Origin of the sequence: Paraburkholderia phymatum STM815, from assembly GCF_000020045.1 — a bacterium.
Lineage (GTDB): Bacteria > Pseudomonadota > Gammaproteobacteria > Burkholderiales > Burkholderiaceae > Paraburkholderia > Paraburkholderia phymatum.
The window spans coordinates 2,658,369-2,680,816 of sequence record NC_010622.1 but is presented as its reverse complement, the minus strand read 5'-3'; the positions used below and the strand labels follow the sequence as shown (position 1 = coordinate 2,680,816).

Sequence of the window (22,448 nt, the reverse complement as noted above, 5' to 3'; positions counted from 1 at the left end):
ACCGACCCACCATCGCTTTTTTTATTGCTTTACGCGCCATGGATTCCGGCCGAAAGTTGCGTCCATCCACTCGGACCTTCACCAAACAGGCGTCTCGGTGCTGATGACTGACGGTGACAGGTCTATCCACAACATGACGATCGACGGTCGCATGATGCGACGGGTCTGGAGGCGACTTGGCAGACTATGGGAAATAGCAAGCAACTGCCGTTCAGCGGCGTAAAAGTCATCGACTTCGGCCAGTATATTGCGGGCCCGGCCGTGGCAATGATTCTTGCGGATCTTGGCGCTACTGTAATTCATGTCGATCCTCCGAATGGGCCGCTTTGGGATAGTCCGGCCAATGCCGTTCTGAACCGTAACAAGCATTGCCTGAGGCTCGACCTGAAGTCTGAGCGTGGTTTGGAAGAAGCGAAAAGCCTCATCAATCGCGCGGATATCGTCGTCGAGAACTTCCGGCCGGGCGTAATGGCGCGGCTTGGCCTGCACTTCGCAAAGCTGCGTGAGAAAAGCCCTCAACTGATCGCCCTTTCGATGCCGGGTTTCGCCAGCAATGACCAGTTGCGGCGCGAATGGCGCGCGTTCGAGCCCATCATCGCTTCGGCATCCGGCGTATTCACGGACATGGGACAGAACCGCGTATTGATGGGCGTCAACCCGAGTTTCTCACCTTTGCCGCTCGCCTCCGCCTACGGCACGATGCTGGGTGTATCCGCCGTCGCTCTGGCTTTGCAGGCGCGGCAGCGCACCGGCCTCGGAGATGAAATTGAAGTCCCCCTGGCTTCAGCCGTGATGGAGGGGCTTTCGTACAACTCAATCCATATTGAAGGCTATCCTGAGCGATACAAGACCCTGCGTGAAAAGGAGATTGAGCGGCGCCGGTCGAATAGTCTGCCGATGAATCTGTCGTATGAGGCCCTGCAGGACTATCTGGATCCCTTCTATCGCACCTACGAGTGCGCCGACGGCCGCAAATTTTACGCGGTGTGTCCGTCGCACCGCTCGCACGCGCGGCGCTGCCTGCAGGCGATGGGGCTGTACGAGGAAATGCTGGCGGCCGGATTGCCGCTTGTAGACGACCCATATCTGCCGATTTCCGAATGGGATGGGGACGCTTCGCTAGGAGTCTATCCGTTGCCCGAGCATTGGGCCAAGCGCATTTCCGCGCGCATGAAGGAAGTCTTCCTGACGAAAACGGCAGCGGAGTGGGAGAAGATTTTCGGTGAAGGGGGATTCCCGGGCGCTGCGCATCGCACCACGCGAGAGTGGCTGCACGACGATCATGCGAATGCCGCTGGTCTGGTCCTTGACGTCGAAGACTTCGAGTATGGCGCGATGAAACAGCCCGGTCCGGTCTCATGGCTCGAGGACTGCGCCGAACTGATGCTCTCACCGGCGTCACGCCGCATAGTGACCTTCCAGGAAGCCGCGGCCATTCTGGACGAGCAGGGGAGCGCTGGAGTGCCTCCCCCGTCTGAAAACTGCTCGAAGGGGTGGCTCGAAGGGGTACGCGTCCTCGACTTGACCAACGTGATTGCCGGGCCGCACTCAACCTCGTTTCTCGGCCGGTTCGGTGCCGACGTCATCAAACTCGACCCTGTCAGACCGAATTATGACCCGTGGAATACGGTGGTCTTCGGGATGTCTTCCGCCCGCGGCAAGCGGAGCGTGCTCGTCGACCTGAATCACCCGGATGGACGTGAGGTGTTCAACCGGCTTGCACGGTCCGTCGACGTGATCGTAATGAACGCGCCGGATCGGCAACTGGCACCGTTGGGGCTGGACGAAGCGAGTCTACGTTCTGTCAATCCGGGCGTGATCTTCTGCCAACTGGACTGCTTTGGCGGTCCGCGGCGCGGACCGCGGACCGACTATCTCGGCTACGACGATCTGATCCAGGCGTGTACCGGAATCATGGCGCGGTTCGGTGGTGGCATGCAGACGCCGGAGGAGCACGCGCACGTCGGGACGATCGATGTCATGTGCGGATTCGCGGCAGCGCTGGGCGTTGCCGCCGCCCTGTACCGCAAGGCCAGAACGGGCGAATCCGGGCGGGCCAGAACTTCCCTCGCGGCGCTCGGCAATCTGGTGCAGGTTCCGTTCTCGTACGACTACGCAAACCGCCGCCCGTTCGATGAGCCGTCCGGTCGCGACGCACAAGGCTTCACGGCGATGTCCCGCTTCTACCGCGCTGCTGACAACTGGATCTACGTGGATACCAGCGAGCGCGAACTGGGCAAGCTCGATCGGGTGGACGGTCTGAAAGGGATCGCTGCCGCCGAGGATCCGGCTGCCTTTCTCGCGTCCGCGCTCGACACAGCCTCCGCCGGAACCTGGCAGACCCGATTTCAGGCCGCCAACATCGCTGCGGCGGTGCCGGACAACATCGGCAATCTGCGCCGGCACAACAGCCGGCCTTGCGATGATCGTCCCGGGATCGACAACGGTAGCTATTCATTCAGCGTCTATGCGGACCATCCGAGCGGTCGATGCGTCACGCAACTCGATCCCTTTGCGATCCGCCCGCGTCACGCCCGGATTCGCGCGCTGCCGTCGGCTGAGAAATTCGGTGCGTCGACGCTCGCCGTGTTGCGCGAGTTCGGATATAGCGATGCCGAGATCGAAATGCTGATGGCGCGGCATGCCGTTGGCGATAGCTGGTCCGAAGAGTATCTGCCCAGCTAGACGCATTTCTCCGTTTCGCAGCGGCTACAAGTCAAGCATTCCCCAGCGAAGCGTGGTGCAAGCCGAACGTGGCAGCAGACGACGAAAAGCTTGCGCGGGCGCTTCAACGGGCCAATCAATGAGAAACGCATCCAAAGTGTGAACGCACTGGCGAGATGCGGCAATTTCAATATTGGAGACAACCATGCAAGGTCAGACTAAACCTCTGGTTAGCTTTCGGCATGTCAAGAAGACATACGACGGCGAAACGTTAGTTGTTAAAGATCTAAATCTCGACATTCAGAAAGGCGAGTTTCTGACCTTGCTCGGTCCGTCTGGCTCGGGAAAAACCACCTGCCTGATGATGCTTGCGGGATTCGAGTATCCGACCGATGGAGAGATCTGGCTCGATGGGCAGTTGCTCAACCGGATCCCGCCTCACAAACGCAACATCGGGATGGTGTTTCAGAACTACGCGCTTTTCCCTCATCTCACGGTTGCGCAGAACCTGGAATATCCGCTCAAGGTTCGGAAAGTGCCGCCGGACGAACAGGCTTCGAGGGTCAAGCGAGCGCTCGAAATGGTCGGCATGGGGAAGCTGGGCAAGCGGATGCCGAGCCAACTGTCGGGCGGCCAGCAGCAGCGCGTCGCCCTCGCACGCGCACTGGTCTTCAATCCGCAGCTCGTGCTGATGGACGAGCCGCTCGGCGCGCTCGACAAGCAGTTGCGCGAACACATGCAACTCGAGTTGAAAGCCTTGCATGAAGCGCTCGGACTGACGTTCGTCTATGTCACGCACGACCAGAGCGAAGCGCTAACGATGTCCGATCGTGTCGCGGTGTTCGATCAGGGCGAGATCCAGCAGCTCGATACGGTGGATCGCCTGTACGAATCGCCAAGAAATCTTTTCGTTGCGAACTTCATCGGCGATAACAACCGGCTGAAGGGCATGGTCGTCGCAAAGGACGGCGAATATTGCGGCCTGCGGCTCGCCGACGGGACGACGGTGCGTGCATTGAACGTCGCAAACGCCGGAGTCGGCACGCAGGCGATGGCCGTCATCCGTCCTGAACGGCTCTCGGTCGAACCTCGCCCGGCAGTCACTGCGAATGTCATCCACGCCGAAACGCTCGATGCCATCTATTTTGGCGACCACGTGCGACTGCGTTGTCGCGGCCCAGGCGACACAGAGTGTTTCGTCAAGGTTGCGCTCGATCACGATGGGCATTCGCGCGCTCATCCGGGCGCCAGGATCGCGCTGTCGTTCCGCGAAGACCATCTGAAGATCTTGAACTGACATCCTCCGTTTGCACCACACAGCAGGAGAGAATCATGAAATCGCACTTGAAAATGATTTGCGCCGCGTTGCTGGCATGTTCGTCGGCGACGGCATCTGCCGGCGGACTGACGACCGTCAACTACGGCGGCGCGGTTGGCAACGCGCAAAAGGCCGCCTGGGTAGAACCGTTCGCCAGGGACACGGGTATTGCGACGAATGCCATCGAGTACACCGGCGACATGGCTAAGGTGAAAGCGATGGTCGAGGCTAGGAACGTCACGTGGGATGTCGTGGAGGTCGAGTCCGCAGACGTCGGTCGTGGCTGCCAGGATGGCCTCTTCGAGAAGCTGAACTGGTCCAACATCGCAAAAAAAAGCGACCTGGTGAGCGGATCGGTCACACCTTGTGCGGCTGGAACATTTGTGTGGTCGACGGTCCTGGCGTACAACCCGACGCTGACCAAGGGTACGCCGCAAGGCTGGAAGGATTTCTGGGACGTCAAGAAATTTCCGGGCAAGCGCGGGATGAAAAAGGAGGCCCGCTACAACCTGGAGTTCGCGCTGATGGCGGACGGTGTGGCGCCGAAGGATGTCTACACCATGCTCGGCACTGCTGCGGGCGTCGAGCGCGCGTTTAAGAAAATGGACGAACTCAAGCCCTACATCCAGTGGTGGGAGGCGGGTGCGCAACCACCGCAGTTCCTGATCGCGGGTGACGTTGCAATGTCGACTGCCTATAACGGCCGTATCGACGCCGCGGTTCGCGAAGGTAACCATGCGCTCGCCATCGCGTGGGATCAAAGCATCTACGACCTGGATTTCTTCGCGATTCCGAAGGGCTCGAAGAACAAGGAAGCAGCCGAAAAGTACATTTCGTATGTACTTAAACCGCAGTCTCAGGCCACGTTCGCGCAAAAGATCCCGTATGGCCCGGTAAACGAGGCGACTTTCAAGCTACTCGATGGGACGATCCTGGCCGCGCTTCCCAATTCTCCCAAGAACGGTAAGAACGCCATTGCGGGCAGCGTCGAGTTCTGGACCGACCACGGAGACGGCCTCGAACAGCGCTTTACCGCTTGGGCCGCAAGGTAAGGGGAAAAAGCATGAGCGCTATTACTTCACAGCAACAGAGCTGGCACACGCGCCAGCTCAAGAAATCACTGCGAGCCGTGCAGTTGCGTAAGGAAGCCGCTGCGGTCGCATTGGTGGCGCCGCTTGCCCTCTTTATCCTGCTGGTGTTTGTGATGCCGGTCGCGTCGATGATCTCGCGTTCGATTCAAAGTCCCGAGGTTGTTGACGCGTTACCGAAGACAACCTCGGCCTTGAGACATTGGGATCGCAAGTCGACCGTTCCCGATGAGGCTTACCGTGCGCTGATGCTTGACGTGGAAGGCAACGGAGGAAATAACGAGGCGGGTAGCGCGGCGGGCAGACTGAATGGCCAAAAGGATGGTTTTCGCTCGTTGTTTTACAAGACGACCAGTGCGCTTCCTTTTGGGGATAACGATGCGGCGCTTTCCGCACAGGAGGTAAAGAAACGCCTGATCGATATCGACTCCCGCTGGGCAGACGCGATTTACTGGCGAGCGATCGCCAACGAATCATCACGTTATACGAGCCAGTATCTCCTCGCCACGATCGACTTTCGAGAAACGCCTGATGGTCGCATCACGCCGGTAGAGAACGGTGCATCCGCATACCGCGCAGTGTTCATGCGTACCTTCGTGATTAGCGGACTGGTGACGCTCGCGGCGCTGTTACTGGGTTTTCCGCTCGCCTACTGGATCTCGATTCTGCCGGCACGAAAGGCGAATCTCGTGATGATCCTCGTGCTGCTTCCGTTCTGGACGTCGATTCTCGTTCGGATTTCGGCGTGGATCGTGATTCTCCAGGGAGCGGGTCTTGTCAACAAGGCGTTGATGGCGCTGCATGTGATTTCGACGCCGCTGCCACTCCTGTTCAACAGGACGGGGGTGCTGATTTCCATGACCCATATCCTGCTGCCGTTCATGATTCTGCCACTCTACAGCGTCATGAAGTCCATCCCGTCGAGCTATACAAAAGCCGCGATCTCTCTTGGAAGTCATCCGTTCGGGGCATTCTGCAAGGTCTATGTGCCGCAGACGCTTCCCGGTGTCGGGGCGGGCGCCCTGCTGGTGTTCATCACCGCGCTGGGCTATTACATCACGCCAGCGTTGCTAGGCGGTGCAGGCGATCAGATGGTCAGCTACTACATCGCGTATTTCACCAACATGGCCCTGAACTGGGGCATGGCGTGTGCGCTTGGCGCGGTTCTCCTACTAGTGACGCTGATCCTGTTCAGCGTCTATCGAAGGGTCGTCGGTAAAGAACTGAAGGTGGCCTAGCATCATGAAAACCAACGTTCCACGTTTCGCACCCTACATGTCGACGCCGGAAATTGTGTGGCACTACGTTCTGCGATCAGGCAATGTCATGGTTCTCCTGTTTCTGATCTTGCCGATACTGGCGATCATGCCACTTTCGTTTAACGAGAACTCATTCCTCGTTTATCCGATACACCAGTTTTCATTAAGGTGGTATCACAACCTCTTCACGGCTGTGGAATGGACGCGCGCCGGCGCCAATAGCTTGATTGTGACGCCGATCGCGACGGTGCTCGCGACCGTCCTGGGCACGCTGGCGGCATTGGGACTGAACAAGGCGTCGTTCAAGGGCAAGGGCGTGCTGGTCGCCGTTCTGATCTCGCCGATGATCGTGCCGGTGATCGTTACCGGCGTCGGAATGTATCTGCAGTTTGCGCGATGGGGATTGTCTGGCACCTATGCCGGGCTGATTTTCGGGCACACGGTGATCGCCGCGCCGTTTGTCGTGGTCACGGTCAACGCCACGCTTGCCGGCTTCAACCACAACTATGTACGGGCTAGCCTGAGCCTGGGCGCGTCGCCCGTGCGGACGTTCTTCTCGGTCACATTGCCAATCATCGCCCCTGGCGTGATTTACGGAGCGTTGTTCGCGTTCGCGACCTCGCTGGACGACGTCGTGATCACCATGTTCATTGCCGGCCCGACTCAGGGAACACTCCCGCTTCAGATGTTCATCGGGATTCGCGAAAGCATCACGCCGACGATCGCCGCGCTTGCCTCAATTTTGATCGTCTTTTCGAGTCTGCTGCTCATTACGATGGAATGGCTGCGTTCCAGATCAGTCGCGAGGCAGACGGCGAGTTGACGATGTCGGGGATTGCGATCGTCGAACCGGCTTTCGAGGCCGCAGGCGTTGCGCAACAGAGTGAAATCGATATGCACAACAAGCAGGAGGCGTGATGTCAGCAGAAAAGATCGACGGAACCCGATCGAAGCAATCGTCCGGCGAGTTCGACTACATCGTGATCGGAGCAGGTACGGCCGGCTGCGTGGTCGCCAGTCGCCTGAGCGAAGATAATGACGTGTCTGTGCTGCTGGTAGAGGCGGGCGGAAAGGATAACTATCACTGGATTCATATACCGGTGGGTTATCTCTACTGCATCGGGAATCCACGGACCGACTGGCGTTACAAGACATCCGAGGAGCCGGGGCTCAACGGCAGGGCGCTGGCTTATCCGCGAGGCCGGGTGCTGGGCGGCTGCTCGTCGATCAACGGCATGATCTACATGCGCGGTCAACGGGAGGACTACGACGATTGGGCTCGTATAACGGGCGACCACTCATGGGGATGGGATTCGGTTCTCGACGCATTCAAGAAGAGCGAGGACTATCACGGGGGCGCAAGCGATGCTCATGGTGCAGGCGGCCCGTGGCGCGTGGAAAAGCAACGATTGAAATGGGACATTCTCGAATCGTTTGCACAAGCCGCACAACAGACCGGCATACCCGCAACGGACGATTTCAATTGTGGAGACAATACCGGCGTCGGGTATTTCGATGTCAATCAGAGGCATGGCATCCGGTGGAATGCGTCGAAGGCATACCTGCGCCCTGCCGCAAATCGGAAGAATCTGACTATCCTCACGAATGCGCAGACGCAGCGACTCGTGTTCAAGAACCAGCGCTGTTCCGGCATTGAGTTCCGCGTTGGTGACGAGTACCGTGTGGCCAGGGCGCGGCATGAAGTGATCTTGTGCGCCGGTGCCGTCAATTCGCCTCAATTGCTTGAGTTGTCAGGGATTGGGGACATCAATCGTCTGGCAAAGCTTGGCATCGAAGTGATAAAAGATCTGCGCGGTGTGGGTGAGAATTTGCAGGATCATCTGCAATTGCGCACAGCCTTCAGGGTGGACGGTGTGCGGACCTTGAACACCCTCAGCGCTCACTGGTGGGGCAAATTAATGATCGGCTTCGAATATGGGCTCTTCAGAAGCGGGCCGATGGCGATGGCGCCTTCGCAGCTTGGCGTCTTTGCGAAGTCGGATCCGGACGATAAGACGCTGAGGCGCCCCGATGTGCAGTACCATGTCCAGCCGCTTTCGCTCGAACGGTTCGGCGAGCCGCTGCATTCGTTCGACGCGTTTACGGCGTCAGTTTGTCATTTGCGGCCGTCGTCACGGGGCAGTGTACACATCACGTCGAGTGATCCCGAGACGGCACCCAGAATTGCGCCCAACTATCTTTCCACGGAGCACGATCTTCATGTTGCGGCCAACGCACTGCGATTGACGAGGCGTATTGTTGCGGCGTCGGCCCTGGAACGGTTTCGTCCTCGGGAGGTCCTTCCTGGGATCCAGTTTCAGACCGAAGAAGAATTGCGGCATGCGGCTGGCAATGTCGGAACCACCATCTTTCATCCGGTGGGAACCTGCCGAATGGGAAGAGGAGATGATCCGGACTCGGTGGTAGATTCCCGTCTACGCGTGCATGGTGTATGTGGCTTACGGGTGGTCGATGCTTCAATCATGCCGGTCATCACGTCGGGCAATACCAACTCGCCGACGTTAATGATCGCCGAACGCGCCAGCGAGATGATCCGGGCGGACAGAATGCGAAAAGATACGAGCGCAGAGGCATATTCGCGGGAGGTTCTCGACGTGAAGAACGCGTACTGACCGAGTACTCGCACGGCAAGGCCGCTGGGTGTCGGGGATACGTGTACCGGATAGCGGCCAACCCAGCCTGTACGGAGATTTCATGCACATTCAGATGGCGGATCGTTCTGTCAAAGCGGTCGTTCATCCGTTCGAGGCGATTGGCTGATGTGGGTCGGTTTGAGGCATTCGCAGTCGGCTCGATTCGGCCAGTATCCAGGCACTCGCCGTCGATTATGTGGCCGTTCGATGGCGGCTCTGCGATCAAACAGCGGACGCAGATCGGTTGCCGCGATATCAAAGTTCTGTCGAACATGCACCGGCCCGTAGCTTGGCTGCGACGATCAAGGCCTGCACGGCTTGAGTTGTAGTGTGCCCTCGTGATCGAAACGATACCTGCCTTCCAGCCAGCCTGCTGCAAACAACAGCAGGTTGCGATCGTAATAATGGAGACCATCCCACTCACGCGCCTGTTGCATGACTTTCGTCTCCTGTGCGAGCCGACTGGCTGCGCTCGGGTGCCCGGTCACGAATAACAATGGAATGACCGCAGCCCGAAACCCGGCTGAACCTTCATCGAAGGTCTCGCCCGATTCGATGTTGACGTAAAGCGGCATGCGGCCTGTCTGTGCAACCAGGTCCGCCATACCGGACAAGGCTGGAATGACTTCGCCACGCGCGGGATCCGTCGGGTCAAGCATGCCCGCCCACATGTACGTTCGTACCGCATCAAAGCCACCGGTCGGCCCTTTGCTTGGTTCGAGCATGTAGCCTTTGAATGTGTCGAAGCGATACCAATCTGGAACGAACCCCTGCGGGGCACTGGCGACCAGGAGATCGACCTGATGGTTCAAGACCGATACCCAAGGTCCGTGCGGCTGTTCTTTTATGAAGCGGCGAAGAAGCTGGATCGGCGCGTAGCTAGGATTCACCAAATATGCATGTTCACTCAACCGGAAACCGAGCCGACCTGGAATGAGAAAGGCTGATGTCTCGTCCTGCCACACGACCTCGGTGGCCGTGATCTGATCGAGCAGCCGCAGACCAAGTGCACGGTAGCGCGGCTCCGACCACCGCCTCGCCGCCTCGAGCATTGCATAAGCCATCCAGAGGTCGGCATCCGTAGCCGAATTGTCGTCGAGGACGTCGAAGGTGCCGTCGGCACGCTTCGCCCATAGCCACGCGGGAGGGTGTCCCGTCGTCGCCCACGTGTGAGCGAGCGCCCAGTTGAGCAAGCTGTCGAATCGCACCCGATCGTCCCCCACCACTGCAAAGAACATTGCATAGGCCTGTGCCTCAGAGGTCGTGCGATCGCCTTTTCCCGGCTCAACGATGCGTCCGTCTTTCGAGATCTGTTGCTGCGCGTAGCGCTCCCATAAGGGCCAGCGACAATCGGCGTGTGCGGCAACGCTGACCTGCAGGCAAGCCACCGCGAGCCCAACAAGGCGCCTCACGGCGCCACATTTTGGGATTCGAGCAAACCTTTGCGTGAGTAATCTTTTCCTTCGCATACACCTTGTCAGCGCAAGAACTACCGATTTTCTATCGGTTACTTCAGCGTCTTGAAAGGGTGCCGTTAACAGATTACAGACGCTCCTCGTTCCCTCCGCTGTCCATTTACGCATCGATTGACCATGAAAACACCGCTCATCGAGAAGCCGCCATTCTACGTGTCGGTCCTTGTCGTTGCGTACGTGCTCGCCGGCTTCCTGTATTTCGGCTGGCGTTTCACGACGATTAACTGGCAGTTGCCGCTGTTCTCGATTGCCTTGTATGTAGCGGAACTGTTTGGCTTCGTTACGGGACTCCTGTATGCGCTGATGACCTACCGGCTCGCGGTGCGTGTGCCAGAGCAGCCGCTTTCCAATGCGAGCGTGGACGTATTCGTTCCGACCTACAACGAATCGGTGGAACTCGTGCGCCGCACGTTGCTTGCCGCACGCAACATTGAATACCCGCATAAGACGTGGCTACTTGATGATGGAAATCGGATCGAAATGCGTGAACTCGCGGCGGAACTGGGCTGCGATTATCTTGCCCGGGGCGAGAACGCACACGCCAAGGCAGGCAACCTGAACCATGCGTTGAAGCATAGCTCGGGCGAGTTTATTGCGATCTTCGATGCCGATCATGCGGCTCGTAAGGACTTTCTCACCAAGGTGATCGGCTTCTTCGCTGACCCACGTGTCGGATTTGTACAAACGCCGCAGGATTTCTACAACGTCGACTCCTTTAGTCACAGGCAGATCGGACGACGCGTGTGGCACGAGCAATCGTTGTTCTTCAAGGTAATCCAGCGAGGCAAGGATAGCTGGAATGCCGCGTTTTTTTGCGGCAGTTGTGCGGTGTTGCGGCGTTCGGCTCTTGAGCGCATCGGCGGCTTCGCCACCGAAACGGTCACCGAGGATATCCACACGTCAATCCTTCTGCATAAGGCTGGGTACAAATCGGTCTATTACCCTGAATCGCTTGCATTCGGGCTCGCGCCGCACAGCCTGGACACATATCTTCAGCAGCGTATCCGGTGGGGTGTCGGCGGTATGCAGGTGCTGCGACGGGAGCGCGTGCTGTGGAGCTCCGGCCTCACACTGGCACAGCGCCTCAATTACATGGCGTCGATGTTGATCTACTTCGAGGGATGGCAGAAGTTCGTCTTTTTCGTCACGCCTCCCATCGTGTTCTTCTTCGGGCTGCTGCCCATAGTTGCACCAATGGGGCAGTTCCTGGGGTGGTTCTTCCTGTACTACCTGCTTTCAATGGCGATGTACCTCGAACTGGCACGCGGCTATGGAGCATTGCTTCTGAGCGAGCAGTACGGCATGTCTCGCTTTTTCGCGTTCATGTCGACGACGACGGGCCTGTTCCGCAAGAGAACAAAATTTTCGGTTACGAGCAAGGAGTTGTCACTGGCTGGCAAGGCATGGCTGTGGCTGTCCCCTTCGTTAATGGTCGCGGCGGTTACCTTGTTGAGCATTCCCGTCGGGATATACCGGATATGGGATGGCAGCCTGCCCGTTGGCGCCGGAATCGCCAACGCAGTATGGGCGCTGACGACAATAGCCACAGCAACCGTCGTTGCATGGTTCAGCCATCGACGCGCACGCAATCGTCGCGCCGAATATCGCTTCCCGGTACATGTACCGATCACTCTGAAACTCGGACACTCAGAATGCCTCGGATTCACGGAGGATCTCTCGGCCGCGGGTGCCTTGTACAAAGGTGCCGTGCTGCACGACATATCGCAGCAGAGTTCAGTCGACGTGGTCGTCCATTTGCCCAACCTCGTCGTACCGGTGCCAGCAACAGTAACGTTCATCTGGCGAGAGGGCATGAAGCCGGGCGACCAGCCAGCACTCGGACTCCGTTTCAACTGGCCGAATGCGCAGGCGAGCGCCCCGCTCGAACGCTTCCTGTTCGGCAGCAGCCTGCAATTCGATCTCGGACAAATGACGGACCAGCGTCCAACTTTCCTGGCGCGTCTTTCTGGGCAGGCTGCGTATGCAGATAACACGCGCGGAGGCGATCCGCGTTGGAGTGCAGCACGAATCGACGCAGGAAATCCGGGACAAGCGGTCCCGGTAGTGATCGCCGACGATGCGCACAACGGCGGCATTTTAATTATCAGTAACTGTTCGCTGATGGAATCCACCGAAAGCGTCGAACTGCAAACTTTGGACGGAGCCGGAATCGATCGAAGACAAGTTCACCTGTCACCGGACGGTACTCTGGAAACACCCACCGGGCCCATGTATCTCTATAACGCAACGGCAGCCGCCAACGCATGAACGAAGCACGCACTAGAATGATTCAGATCAACGCTGTTCCCTCACGCCTCACGAGACCTTTCATCGCCGTCGCCAGTATTCTCGCCGCTGCTCTCTTCAGTGGATCTCAGCCGGCAACGGCCGCGTCCCTGATTTTTGGCGGCGCGACGATTGCAGGGCAAGGCGAACGCAACGAGTTCATTGGCGAAACTACGCCGCTGTTTTCCAGCCAGTACGTGATCCAGCGCCTCGCGCTCAGCGACTATTACTATCAATACGGGAAGAACGGGGAGACCGTGAAGGTACACGGTGAGGCCCTCGACGGCGCGCTCGGGCTCCAGACGGCCTGGCAGCAGGGATGGTTCCAGGCATCTGCGGGCGTCCATTTCCGGAACAATCGTGTGTCGCCCGACGGCGCGGACGCCAAGGCGGATGGATCACAATTCGGTCTTTCGCTTGGGGTACAGGGCGAGGAGCGCTTCGGTAACGACTGGTCCTTCGGCGGCATCGGCGTCTATACGGTCGGGCCGGCATCATACTGGACGCGTGTCCGCTTGCTGCATCGGGCGTTTGGTACCGCGTGGGCGGGGGTCGAGTTTTCGAGGCACGGCGATCCGAACTACCACACGAACCAAGGCGGTCTTGTACTCACAGGGATCCGCATCGGAACCGGGCTTGATCTCGGCTTTTATACCGGGGTGAAGAAGACAACAGGGCAGTCTCGTTCGTTCTACGGCGGTGTGGAGGTTACCAAGTCATTCTAGGGTAATGTTGTCGGTTCCCATTTTCTCACGCGCGGCGTTAGTCGAAAGTCCGTTTCATCCTTTAGCTGTCCTTGACTGCAGCGAAATGGAATGTCGGGACTGGGTCAAGGGCGTGCGAAAACGCGCTCTGCCTGATGCATTTTTAAACGTCGACCCTTCATCGCCGCATAACGGGCTGGTGGCGACTCGGAAAGGGTAAAGCGACAGCCGAAAACCGAATGCTTTTGTGTTTTCACGCGGCCTCGGTCGACGTATGGCATCCGGAACCTGACCGACGAGCTACGCGCAAAAGTCGGCGATTCCCGTCATTCGGGTATCCGTCCTGGTAAGGCAGCTGCGCGTCGCTTACCTGACATTCGCATATCGGCGGTCGATTGGGCTTATCAATCCATTGAGCCTGCCCGTCTCTTAAACGACCGGTCTTCAAAAGCGATCGATTTCGCGCGCAACTTCCATCTCAGCTATTTCGGCACTGGGGTGGGCTCGGATGCAGCAGCAATCCTGTCTCGAAGCCATTCACTCAAGCCGGCGCGACGAAGATCTACGCTGGCGAAGAAGCCGCGAACTTGTTTCGCGTTCGGCAGGGCGGCGATCGAACCCGTGTGAGACACCCGGACGATATTTGCGACTGACCGCTGGAACAGGTAACGATCTTGTAATGAGTGGGTCAGCATCGGGACAGGTGCCGCTGCCCAGAATGGAGGTGACTCTTCGTCGACGCCGATGAAGAGGTTCAAGGCCTCGTTCATGGTGAATGTGGCCACTACGTTCTCAAAGGGGACCATCATGAAAGCTCTGATCAAGGCCATACTGATTGCTTCTGCGCTGAGCGCGCCTACATTCGTGTTTGCCCAGACCACCAATGCGCCGGTGACCCGAGCCGAGGTGCAAGCCGATCTCGTCCGGCTCGAACAGGCCGGTTATCGTCCAGGGACGAACAATTTGTACTATCCCGGCGACATTCAGGCGGCTGAGGCGAAGGTCGCGGCGCAAAACCAAACGCCCGAGGGGACGTCGTTTGGCGGTGTAACGACGGGCTCCTCGCAGGCCGGCGCGCCGCTCGCGTCGAACGACGCGCAGTCGATCTACGCTCACCATTGAACGCGCGACATGCTTCCGGCCGCCCGCCCCAATCCGCCGACTCGCTTGTGCACGCATTGCGGCACTAGTCCCACATTGTTCCCGTTTCTAAAACGGTGAATTCGCTTCAGCGCAGTTGATGCACGCGCCAGGGGTTTGGCCTTGCAGTAGCCGTCAAGCACCGGCGTTTGCCGTTCGAAGTCGCGACAGCTTTGAAGAGGATCCGGTAATGAAGCGTGAATCTTTGAATTTTCGGAATATCGATGAACACATTGGCGCGGGCGTGCGCAATTGCATGAGCGTAGCGTCGAACGGGAAACTGCAAGGCGTTAGCGTAACAAAAGCCTCCGCGCGGAATTGGGGTTGGGCACACACGAGCGATTCGTACGCGACAGCGCCGTTGGTGCGAATCGAGCGCCTCGGCAATCTTGCTTGCAGGATGGTCATCGTTCGTGTCGTTGTCGCTCATACGAAGGCTGTCATGGTTTCAACGGAAAGCGCCCACGAAGAGCGCATGGGTGGCCGCCATGTACATCGGGTAGTTCACGTAATGGCCAGGCTCGCCACGAGGGCTCGGTCCAGCCGGACAAATCTCGTTGCGACCGATTGAACCGTGCCACGACGGGCCCTACGGTCGGCCAGTCACGCGCTGCACCATCGCGTAGAGCACCGATATCTGCAAGCCGCTCTTGAGTGCATAGTTCGGGTCGTATTGATTGGAGTAACCCCACCAGTCGAAGCATGCGTTCGGGTTCGTCGGCCCTGGCGCAGACGACGCAATCGTGTCGGGATACACGACCACGAGTGCGTTCGTATCGGCCCATTCATTGATGCCGGCCTCGGTGACCCAGCGGTTTCCGATAAGCGATGCCTCCTGCAGGCAGCCGTGAAGGGCCAGCACGAATCCGCACTGTTTCCCTTGCGCGCAGGCTTTGGGAACAAAAACGCTCCCCGTCGAACTCATCGAAAGGTTTGGAGACGCCCCGAACTCCGTCTGATCGAACGAAGAAAGCGTACCGGAGAGCTTTCCGTTATTACGCGGTTTCAAGGGGCCGAGGAACATCGTCAGCCACGTTTCCACTGAATCGTAGACCGCACCATTTGCCGAAAAACAGCGCACCATGTAGGGACTCCCGAGCGTGCCGCATGCAAGTTCGCCATCCGGCGATTCCCAGCCGTGCTCGGCGGGAAATGCATTGTCGAAGTGAACGTTGGCCCCATAGCGCTGGTATTCCAGGTTGAGGTCGGCCATCTCAAGCGGATTGACGACCTCGTCTTGCGTGCCGGACCAGAGGTAGACGGGTTGTCCACGCAGGTTCGTTGCCGGGTCGATGGTGCCGAGGGACGACTGCGCGTCAAGATACGCCTCGGATACAGTAAGCGTGCTGTTGTACGACGCCTGATTCGACGGAAGCGTCAAGCCACCACAGTTTGCCAAAGCTGTCGCGGCCCCACCGGCACCAGCGCACCAGTACACTCCGCCAGCGTAGACAGCGGCCCCTTTGAAGGTGGAAGAGTGGGCAACGTGCATCTGCACTGCCGCGAAACCGCCAGACGAAATACCCGCGACGAAGATTTTCGTCGGGTCGATCTGGTAGCGCTGAAGTTTGGTGAGGTTGGACGCGACCGATCCACCGTCCGCAGCGGGGCTCCCGGTTGCGGCTAACGCCTTCGCAGATGCTGCACCGGCATCCGTACTGACCGAATCGCCACCGCCGCACCCGGCGAGGCTGATTGCTAACATAGCTGCCGCCGCTAACCGTAGGCCTGACATCATCGTCCTCATTGCCGTCTCCACGTCGGAGCGCCCGTCGAACTACGGCCATCTCAGGTTTCGCCTAAGACTCGCTTACACAAGTGATAAAGGTGCGAAACGACGATTGCCGTGTGCGATGCGCGCGGTGATACGCCGATAGAGCAAGAATCGCTCCTGCAATGTTTGCGACCGCAACCTTGGGCGCGGGGTGAGAACGGTCCAGTCGCAGATTTCTCGCTGACAAAATAATTCACGCGAGCCATTTGTGCTGCGGGACGCTTGATTGGGAGGTCGGCCACGGAAGTATGATGTTCAACGCGAACCGGGGTAGACCGCTGGTGGCAGCTGGTGGATTTCTCGACTCGGCCAAAAACAGCCTTGCGACATTGCCCGCGCAGATCGTTAACAATGCGGTGTTCTACCTGCTCAAGCGTGTGGCGACGATATTGCTAGTCTTGGAGACACTTAAGATGAGTGACGCCCTAGGGTATCTGCACGAGATCTGGCTGTGTCCTGACGAGCACGGCAGATCGCTTCCAGCATGCATCCCATTCGGACCAGATGGCGATGGTGCACATTCGCTCAACGAGCCGGGGAGCGAATGGGTCGGGACTCTTGCCAGCCGTGGCAAGGTGTGCTGACGTTGATATCAAGTTAGACGAAGGAGACATTGTGACGGTCAAGCGTATGGACAACGTCGGCATCGTGGTAGCCGACATCGATGCGGCCATTGCGTTCTTCACCGAACTTGGCCTTGAGCTCGAGGGACGCGCCCCGATCGAAGGCGAGTGGGCAGATGGCGTTACTGGATTGCGCGGCATGCGCGTCGAGATTGCCATGATGCGTACGCCGGACGGTCACGGCCGGCTCGAGTTATCCCGATTTCTTGCGCCTCCCGCAGTCGCCGATCACCGCGGCGCCCCAGTGAACGCTCTCGGTTACCTACGCGTCATGTTCACCGTCGAGGACATCGACGATACGCTCGCCCGCCTCGGCAGACGCGGCGCGACCCTCGTCGGCGAAGTCGTGCAATACGCAGACACCTATCGGCTCTGCTACATCCGGGGTCCCGAGGGTATTCTCATCGGGCTCGCCGAAGAGCTCGGGCAGTAGACTTCCCGAGCGAATGCCAAAGGACGTAAGCATTGGGAACCTCGCATGAGCGGTCGCAAACCCCTCGAGCGGGGCATTCGCGTTCGGCCACTCCATGAACCTGGAAGACGTTTTTGGCGCGATCGATTCCGACGCGAATCATGTCCATTTCGCATTCCTCCTCGTTGACTGGTCAACATGTCGCCAATCAGCCGCCACGTGCCTTCCTTCCGATGTTGCCGCAGTCAGAACTGGAGATCTATCTACATTTGTTGCGCGACTCAGTTCTCGATTGGCGTCGCGACGATGTTCATCGCTTCGAGGTGGTGTTTGCTGAATCGGACAGGGAGACGATAGAGCGTTTGCTGCGAGATAGATGGCTTGGTTTTAACTGCCTACGATCGTCCTTTGACGACGAGTGGGCCGCTCGTCTTGCAAGAGGACGCTGCAGTCAGCACCGTCGCCAGCCGACTGCTACTCCAGCGTCCGGATCGAGTTGGTGATACCTCTCGCGCAATCGATAACGGCGGGGGCGAGCTTCTGCCGCGCATCCTCGAACGTCCATCTGCTTGTGGGCGCCACGACATGGACGGCAGCCACGGGACGCCCCTGGCTGCCGATCACGGGTGCGGCGATCGACATATCGCCGATGAACAGCTCTTCGCGGTTCGTCGCATAGCCTTGCTGACGCGCCTCAGCCAGCCTTTCGCCGAGCGTCGCGAGATCCGTCATGGTGTTCGCCGTGAACGCCACCCGGTTCATCCGTTCCAGGCGCGTGAGTGCCTCGTCGACGGGCAGTGCGCTCAGATACGCACGCCCGCTGCCGGTGCAATACATCGGGATGCGGCTGCCGATCGGCATGTGGATCGGCACGAACTTGGTCGATACGAAGCGCGACACGTACACCATCTCATCGTCGTCCGGTTCGGTCAGATTCGTCGTCTCGCCCGTGTTGTTCGTCAGTTCCGACAGGAACGGATTGGCAACGTCAATCAGCGTGTCCGCGGCGAGATAGTTGAAGCCGATCTGCATCACGCGCGGCGTGAGTTGATAGCGGCGTGTCAACGGATGCTTGCGGATATAGCCGAGCTTTTCGAGCGTGTAGACCATCCGCTGCGCCGAACTCTTCGACATCGACGCTGCCTCCGCAACTTCTGCCAGCGTCATCGTGCGGCGCTTTGCGCTGAACGCGCGCAACACGTTCAGACCTTTTTCCAGCGACTGGTTGAAAAGCAGGTCGGAGCCGCTCTGGGCGCCGTCGTCTGCAGGCGAAATATCCATGGTCGTCTCAAATCCCGAACGCGATATCGCATCTTATCGTATCGAATATCGATACGCAAAAATCTCGTGGCGATTTTTTTGATTCGATTATGATGGTCCGGCGGTCACAACATGAAATCAGCCGGCGCGTGTTGACACGCCGGCTCCTGCCCGGAGATATGCATGGATACGTTCGTCAAACGCTTCACCCTGTTCGCAGCTGGTCTTGCCGCAGCTTTCGCGATTTCATCCGGTGCCGCAAATGCCGCCGAACCGACCTACAAGGTCGGCGCAACGGCCACGGGCGTGCCGTTCACGTTTCTCGACGTCAAGACGAATTCAATCCAGGGCATGATGGTCGACGCGATCACCGCCGCGGGCAAAGCGGCGGGCTTCAACGTCGACGTGCAGCAGAATGTGTTCTCGGCGCTGATTCCGTCGCTGACCACTCAGAAGATCGACATCATTTCGGCTGCGATGCTCAAGACGCCAGCACGCCAGCAGATCGTCGATTTCTCGGACACCGTCTATTCGTACGGCGAAGGTGTCGTCGTGAAAGCGGACGACAAGGGCCACTACACGTCGATGGATGACTTCAAGGGCGAGGTAGTGGGCGCGCAGGTCGGGACCGCGTTCGTCGATGCGCTCAACAAGAAAGGCATCTTCAAGGAAGTGCGCACCTACGATTCGGTCGCGGACATCATGCGCGACGTCGCGCTCGGGCGCATCAAGGCTGGCTTCGCGGATCAGCCCATTGTCGCGTATCAACTGCAGCAGGGCGCCAATGCGCAGGTCCGGCTCGTGCCCGAATACCAGTCGGCAGTGAAGGGACAGGTGTGCTTCATCGTGCGCAAGGGCGACACCGCAACGCTCGAGCAGCTTAATGCCGCGATCAGGAAGATGAAGGCCGACGGCACGCTGCAGCAGATTCTGCAGAAGTGGCACATGGGCTGACAGGGCAGCCGTATCGCTGCATTCGAAACTGTCCGCGTGTGAACGCGCGCGGACGATTTGCCATGCGTGTCGGGAGCCGCGATGTTTTTGCAGAACGCAATCGACTTTCTGCCGATCCTGCTGAAGGGCGCTGTCATCACCATCGAGATCACAGCCTGTGCATTTGTGCTCAGCTCCATTCTCGGTCTCGTGCTGGCGCTGTTGAAGGTGTCGCGCAACCGCGCGGCATCGACGTTCGGCAGCACCGTGATCAATCTGATTCGCGGGCTGCCGATCATCGTCCAGCTGTTTTATATCTACTTCGTGCTGCCCGACCTGGGCGTGCAACTGTCGGCGTTCCAGGCTGGCGTGATCGGTCTCGGTATCGCGTACTCGGCGTATCAGGCTGAGAACTTCCGCGCGGGCATCGAGGCGATCGATCACGGGCAGATCGAAGCCGCGCACGCGATCGGCATGCGCGGCCCGCTGATCATGCGGCGCGTGGTGTTGCCGCAGGCCTTCAGGATCGCGCTGCCGCCTTACGGCAATACGCTGGTGATGCTGCTGAAAGATTCCTCGGTGGCATCGACGATCACCGTCGCTGAAATTACGCGCGCCGGGCAACTGATTGCATCGTCGACGTTCCAGAACATGACGGTCTACACGCTCGTCGCGCTGCTCTACCTGGTGCTGAGCCTGCCGCTGATGTTCGGCGTCAACCAGATCGGCAAGCGGCTCGCCTTGAGGAAAAGCCGATGATCGAGATCAACGCAATACACAAGCGCTTTCACAATCAGGAAGTGCTCAAGGGCGTGAGCCTGAGCGTAAAGGCGGGTGAAGTCGTATGCCTGATCGGACCGTCGGGCTCGGGCAAGTCGACGGTGCTGCGCTGTATCAACGGTTTCGAGACCTACGATGCAGGCACGATCACGATTGACGGTGTGCGCGTCGATGCGCACGCGAAGAACATTCACGAGTTGCGCATGCGCGTAGGGATGGTGTTTCAGCGCTTCAATCTGTTTGCGCATCGGACGGCGCTCGAAAACGTCATGGAAGGCCCCGTCTATGTGCGTCGCACGCCCATCGCGCAGGCCCGTGAGCGGGCGCGGCAACTGCTCGACAAGGTCGGACTTTCGCACCGTATGAATGCGTATCCGTCGGAACTGTCGGGCGGCCAGCAGCAGCGTGTTGCCATTGCGCGAGCGCTTGCGATGGAGCCGGAAGCCTTGCTGTTCGATGAACCGACCTCCGCGCTCGATCCCGAGCTCGTCGGCGAAGTGCTCAACGTGATGCGCTCGCTCGCGCGCGACGGCATGACGATGGTCGTCGTCACGCATGAGATGGCATTTGCCCGCGAGGTAGCCGATCGCGTGTGCTTCCTGCACGGCGGCACGATCTGCGAAACAGGTCCCGCACGCGATGTGCTGACGGAACCCCGGCATCCGCGCACACAGGAATTCCTGCGGCGCCTGCTTTCGTCCAGCGACGCTCACCCTACTGCAAACCAGAACTGAACATGACCGAAGTGAAAGAGGGGTCCGCTCTCCCCGATTCGCTATGGGCCGCGACGGCGCAGCCCGCGCCCGACACGCCGCCGCTTCGCGAATCCGCGTCATTCGATGTAGCGATCGTGGGTGCGGGTTTTACGGGACTGTCGACAGCCTTGCACCTGGCCGAACGCGGCGTGAAAGTATGCGTGCTCGACGCGGCTGAGCCGGGTTGGGGCGCATCGGGCCGGAACGGCGGCCAGGTGATTCCAGGTTTGAAGTACGACCCTGACGAACTCGTGCAGCGCTTCGGCGAAACCGCAGGCAATCGCCTCGTCGAGACGGTTGGCGCGGCGGCGGACAACGTGTTCGACCTGATTGACAGGTACGGCATCGAATGCAGCGCGATTCGGCGCGGCTGGATTCAACCTGCTCCGTCGCCCGCGATGCTCGGCACGGTGATGCGCCGCGCCCGTCAATGGGAGGCGCGAGGCGTGAAGATCAGTCTGCTTGACGGCGCGCAGGTGTCACGGCGGCTCGGCACAGCGAGCTATATCGGCGGATGGGTTGATCATCGCGCAGGATGTATCCAGCCGCTCAGCTATGTGCGCGGGCTGGCGCGCGCCGCGCAATCGCTCGGCGTTGCAGTCCATGGGCGAACGTCCGTGTCCCGGTTGGTGCGCGATGAGCGCGGGTGGCGTGTCGAGACGCAGGGTGGGGCCGTCGTCGAAGCGCAGCGGGTCGTGATTGCCACCAACGGTTATACGGGCGCGCTGTGGCCAGGCTTGCGGCAGTCGGTGATCGCGGCGAACAGCTTTATCGTCGCGACGCAGCCGCTCGCACGCGGGTTCGGCGACGACATCCTGCGTGGCGGGGAGGTGGCCTCGGATTCGCGTCGTCTGTTGTTGTACTTTCGGCGCGATGCGGCCGGGCGTCTGCTGATGGGCGGGCGTGGACCGTTCTCCGAGCCCCGAGCCAACGGCGATTGGGCGCATCTGGAACGCGCGGTCGAGCTGATGTACCCGCAACTGAAGGGGGTCAGCTATGAATACCGATGGGCGGGGCGTGTCGCGATTACTGCGGATTTTCTGCCGCACATTCATGAGCCCGCGCCGGGGTTGAGCATCGCGCTCGGCTACAACGGACGTGGCATCGCGATGGCAACAACGGTCGGCAAGCACCTTGCCGCACGCATGTGTGAAGAATCAGCTGCATCATTCCCGTTTGCCGTGACACCGGTGAGGCCGATTCTCTTTCACGAACTGCAGCGTTTTTACATCACTGCCGGGGTGGCGTGGTACCGCTTGATGGACGCCATCGCGTGACGCACCGTTCCCCGGTCCCCATGTTCACACTGTCAATTTCCTCAAC

The 22,448-nt window shown here is 59.3% G+C and carries 20 protein-coding genes; 15 read left to right on the top strand and 5 right to left on the bottom strand.

What is annotated here, in order from left to right; all coding sequences use genetic code 11:
- Positions 1 to 186 precede the first annotated feature (186 nt).
- The 6 genes from BPHY_RS12115 (at position 187) to BPHY_RS12090 (ending at position 8,962) form a co-directional block, all read left to right on the top strand.
- On the top strand, positions 187 to 2,685 hold the full coding sequence (locus BPHY_RS12115; RefSeq protein ID WP_012401764.1) for a CoA transferase: 2,499 nt from the start codon (positions 187 to 189) through the stop codon (positions 2,683 to 2,685).
- Between the two features lie 184 nt (positions 2,686 to 2,869).
- Positions 2,870 to 3,961, top strand: coding sequence for an ABC transporter ATP-binding protein (locus tag BPHY_RS12110; protein ID WP_012401763.1), 1,092 nt, complete (start codon positions 2,870 to 2,872; stop codon positions 3,959 to 3,961).
- A gap of 35 nt (positions 3,962 to 3,996) precedes the next feature.
- A complete protein-coding gene (locus BPHY_RS12105) occupies positions 3,997 to 5,034 on the top strand; it encodes a polyamine ABC transporter substrate-binding protein (protein ID WP_012401762.1) in 1,038 nt (345 codons plus the stop codon).
- An 11-nt stretch (positions 5,035 to 5,045) separates the two neighbouring features.
- Positions 5,046 to 6,308 (top strand): ABC transporter permease, encoded by a 1,263-nt coding sequence (locus BPHY_RS12100; RefSeq protein WP_012401761.1) that lies wholly within the window; start codon positions 5,046 to 5,048, stop codon positions 6,306 to 6,308.
- Positions 6,309 to 6,312: 4 nt separating this feature from the next.
- Positions 6,313 to 7,152, top strand: a complete 840-nt coding sequence (locus BPHY_RS12095) for an ABC transporter permease (RefSeq protein WP_012401760.1) — start codon at positions 6,313 to 6,315, stop codon at positions 7,150 to 7,152.
- Positions 7,153 to 7,246: 94 nt separating this feature from the next.
- Positions 7,247 to 8,962 carry a GMC family oxidoreductase gene (locus BPHY_RS12090; RefSeq protein ID WP_012401759.1) on the top strand — a complete coding sequence of 572 codons (1,716 nt, stop codon included), beginning with the start codon at positions 7,247 to 7,249 and terminating at the stop codon, positions 8,960 to 8,962.
- Between the two features lie 323 nt (positions 8,963 to 9,285).
- Here the strand turns inward: BPHY_RS12090 and bcsZ are convergent, their stop codons facing one another.
- On the bottom strand, positions 9,286 to 10,395 hold the full coding sequence (bcsZ, locus tag BPHY_RS12085) for a cellulose synthase complex periplasmic endoglucanase BcsZ (protein ID WP_052306080.1): 1,110 nt from the start codon (positions 10,393 to 10,395) through the stop codon (positions 9,286 to 9,288).
- A gap of 180 nt (positions 10,396 to 10,575) precedes the next feature.
- Here bcsZ and BPHY_RS12080 point away from each other — a divergent pair, with 180 nt between their 5' ends.
- A complete protein-coding gene (locus tag BPHY_RS12080) occupies positions 10,576 to 12,726 on the top strand; it encodes a glycosyltransferase family 2 protein (protein ID WP_012401757.1) in 2,151 nt (716 codons plus the stop codon).
- Between the two features lie 17 nt (positions 12,727 to 12,743).
- Positions 12,744 to 13,469, top strand: a complete 726-nt coding sequence (gene bcsS / locus BPHY_RS12075; protein WP_052306109.1) for a cellulose biosynthesis protein BcsS — start codon at positions 12,744 to 12,746, stop codon at positions 13,467 to 13,469.
- 461 nt (positions 13,470 to 13,930) lie between these two features.
- Here bcsS and BPHY_RS12070 read toward each other — a convergent pair whose 3' ends face one another.
- Complete coding sequence (locus tag BPHY_RS12070) at positions 13,931 to 14,257, bottom strand: hypothetical protein (RefSeq protein ID WP_041763584.1); 327 nt, start codon at positions 14,255 to 14,257, stop codon at positions 13,931 to 13,933.
- On the opposite strand from BPHY_RS12070, the gene BPHY_RS12065 reads away from it, so the two are divergent.
- Entirely contained in the window at positions 14,256 to 14,570 is a 315-nt protein-coding gene (locus BPHY_RS12065; protein ID WP_041763583.1) for a DUF4148 domain-containing protein, read from the top strand. The genes BPHY_RS12070 and BPHY_RS12065 overlap by 2 nt on opposite strands.
- Positions 14,571 to 14,676: 106 nt before the next feature.
- On the opposite strand, the gene BPHY_RS41715 is transcribed toward BPHY_RS12065, so the two are convergent.
- Together BPHY_RS41715 and BPHY_RS12060 are read right to left on the bottom strand one after the other, a co-directional pair.
- A complete protein-coding gene (locus BPHY_RS41715) occupies positions 14,677 to 15,018 on the bottom strand; it encodes a hypothetical protein (RefSeq protein ID WP_012401754.1) in 342 nt (113 codons plus the stop codon).
- A 159-nt stretch (positions 15,019 to 15,177) separates the two neighbouring features.
- On the bottom strand, positions 15,178 to 16,293 hold the full coding sequence (locus tag BPHY_RS12060) for an extracellular catalytic domain type 2 short-chain-length polyhydroxyalkanoate depolymerase (protein WP_244257564.1): 1,116 nt from the start codon (positions 16,291 to 16,293) through the stop codon (positions 15,178 to 15,180).
- Positions 16,294 to 16,610: 317 nt separating this feature from the next.
- On the opposite strand from BPHY_RS12060, the gene BPHY_RS12055 reads away from it, so the two are divergent.
- Positions 16,611 to 16,946 carry a hypothetical protein gene (locus BPHY_RS12055; protein WP_041763582.1) on the top strand — a complete coding sequence of 112 codons (336 nt, stop codon included), beginning with the start codon at positions 16,611 to 16,613 and terminating at the stop codon, positions 16,944 to 16,946.
- Between the two features lie 31 nt (positions 16,947 to 16,977).
- Positions 16,978 to 17,418 (top strand): VOC family protein, encoded by a 441-nt coding sequence (locus BPHY_RS12050; protein WP_041763581.1) that lies wholly within the window; start codon positions 16,978 to 16,980, stop codon positions 17,416 to 17,418.
- Between the two features lie 453 nt (positions 17,419 to 17,871).
- Here BPHY_RS12050 and BPHY_RS12045 read toward each other — a convergent pair whose 3' ends face one another.
- Positions 17,872 to 18,678 carry an IclR family transcriptional regulator gene (locus BPHY_RS12045; RefSeq protein ID WP_012401750.1) on the bottom strand — a complete coding sequence of 269 codons (807 nt, stop codon included), beginning with the start codon at positions 18,676 to 18,678 and terminating at the stop codon, positions 17,872 to 17,874.
- Between the two features lie 162 nt (positions 18,679 to 18,840).
- On the opposite strand from BPHY_RS12045, the gene BPHY_RS12040 reads away from it, so the two are divergent.
- From BPHY_RS12040 to BPHY_RS12025, 4 genes are all read left to right on the top strand, one after another.
- Positions 18,841 to 19,611, top strand: coding sequence for an ABC transporter substrate-binding protein (locus tag BPHY_RS12040; protein ID WP_012401749.1), 771 nt, complete (start codon positions 18,841 to 18,843; stop codon positions 19,609 to 19,611).
- A gap of 81 nt (positions 19,612 to 19,692) precedes the next feature.
- On the top strand, positions 19,693 to 20,349 hold the full coding sequence (locus BPHY_RS12035) for an amino acid ABC transporter permease (protein ID WP_012401748.1): 657 nt from the start codon (positions 19,693 to 19,695) through the stop codon (positions 20,347 to 20,349).
- Positions 20,346 to 21,104: an amino acid ABC transporter ATP-binding protein gene (locus BPHY_RS12030; RefSeq protein ID WP_012401747.1), complete on the top strand. Its 759-nt coding sequence runs from the start codon at positions 20,346 to 20,348 to the stop codon at positions 21,102 to 21,104. Before BPHY_RS12035 ends, BPHY_RS12030 begins: the two co-directional genes overlap by 4 nt.
- A gap of 2 nt (positions 21,105 to 21,106) precedes the next feature.
- Positions 21,107 to 22,402 carry an NAD(P)/FAD-dependent oxidoreductase gene (locus BPHY_RS12025; RefSeq protein ID WP_012401746.1) on the top strand — a complete coding sequence of 432 codons (1,296 nt, stop codon included), beginning with the start codon at positions 21,107 to 21,109 and terminating at the stop codon, positions 22,400 to 22,402.
- Positions 22,403 to 22,448 lie beyond the last annotated feature (46 nt).

Excerpts from the sequence above, each read along its gene's own strand:
- BPHY_RS12090 (WP_012401759.1), top strand. The coding sequence starts at position 7,247 with ATGTCAGCAGAAAAGATCGACGGAACCCGATCGAAGCAATCGTCCGGC.
- bcsS (WP_052306109.1), top strand. The coding sequence starts at position 12,744 with ATGATTCAGATCAACGCTGTTCCCTCACGCCTCACGAGACCTTTCATC.
- BPHY_RS12055 (WP_041763582.1), top strand. The coding sequence starts at position 16,611 with ATGATGTTCAACGCGAACCGGGGTAGACCGCTGGTGGCAGCTGGTGGA.
- BPHY_RS12110 (WP_012401763.1), top strand. The coding sequence starts at position 2,870 with ATGCAAGGTCAGACTAAACCTCTGGTTAGCTTTCGGCATGTCAAGAAG.
- BPHY_RS12035 (WP_012401748.1), top strand. The coding sequence starts at position 19,693 with ATGTTTTTGCAGAACGCAATCGACTTTCTGCCGATCCTGCTGAAGGGC.
- BPHY_RS12105 (WP_012401762.1), top strand. The coding sequence starts at position 3,997 with ATGAAATCGCACTTGAAAATGATTTGCGCCGCGTTGCTGGCATGTTCG.
- BPHY_RS12070 (WP_041763584.1), bottom strand. The coding sequence starts at position 14,257 with ATGATGGTCCCCTTTGAGAACGTAGTGGCCACATTCACCATGAACGAG.
- BPHY_RS12045 (WP_012401750.1), bottom strand. The coding sequence starts at position 18,678 with ATGGATATTTCGCCTGCAGACGACGGCGCCCAGAGCGGCTCCGACCTG.
- BPHY_RS12115 (WP_012401764.1), top strand. The coding sequence starts at position 187 with ATGGGAAATAGCAAGCAACTGCCGTTCAGCGGCGTAAAAGTCATCGAC.
- BPHY_RS41715 (WP_012401754.1), bottom strand. The coding sequence starts at position 15,018 with ATGAGCGACAACGACACGAACGATGACCATCCTGCAAGCAAGATTGCC.
- BPHY_RS12065 (WP_041763583.1), top strand. The coding sequence starts at position 14,256 with ATGAAAGCTCTGATCAAGGCCATACTGATTGCTTCTGCGCTGAGCGCG.
- BPHY_RS12030 (WP_012401747.1), top strand. The coding sequence starts at position 20,346 with ATGATCGAGATCAACGCAATACACAAGCGCTTTCACAATCAGGAAGTG.
- BPHY_RS12100 (WP_012401761.1), top strand. The coding sequence starts at position 5,046 with ATGAGCGCTATTACTTCACAGCAACAGAGCTGGCACACGCGCCAGCTC.
- BPHY_RS12095 (WP_012401760.1), top strand. The coding sequence starts at position 6,313 with ATGAAAACCAACGTTCCACGTTTCGCACCCTACATGTCGACGCCGGAA.
- BPHY_RS12040 (WP_012401749.1), top strand. The coding sequence starts at position 18,841 with ATGGATACGTTCGTCAAACGCTTCACCCTGTTCGCAGCTGGTCTTGCC.
- BPHY_RS12025 (WP_012401746.1), top strand. The coding sequence starts at position 21,107 with ATGACCGAAGTGAAAGAGGGGTCCGCTCTCCCCGATTCGCTATGGGCC.
- BPHY_RS12080 (WP_012401757.1), top strand. The coding sequence starts at position 10,576 with ATGAAAACACCGCTCATCGAGAAGCCGCCATTCTACGTGTCGGTCCTT.
- BPHY_RS12060 (WP_244257564.1), bottom strand. The coding sequence starts at position 16,293 with ATGTTAGCAATCAGCCTCGCCGGGTGCGGCGGTGGCGATTCGGTCAGT.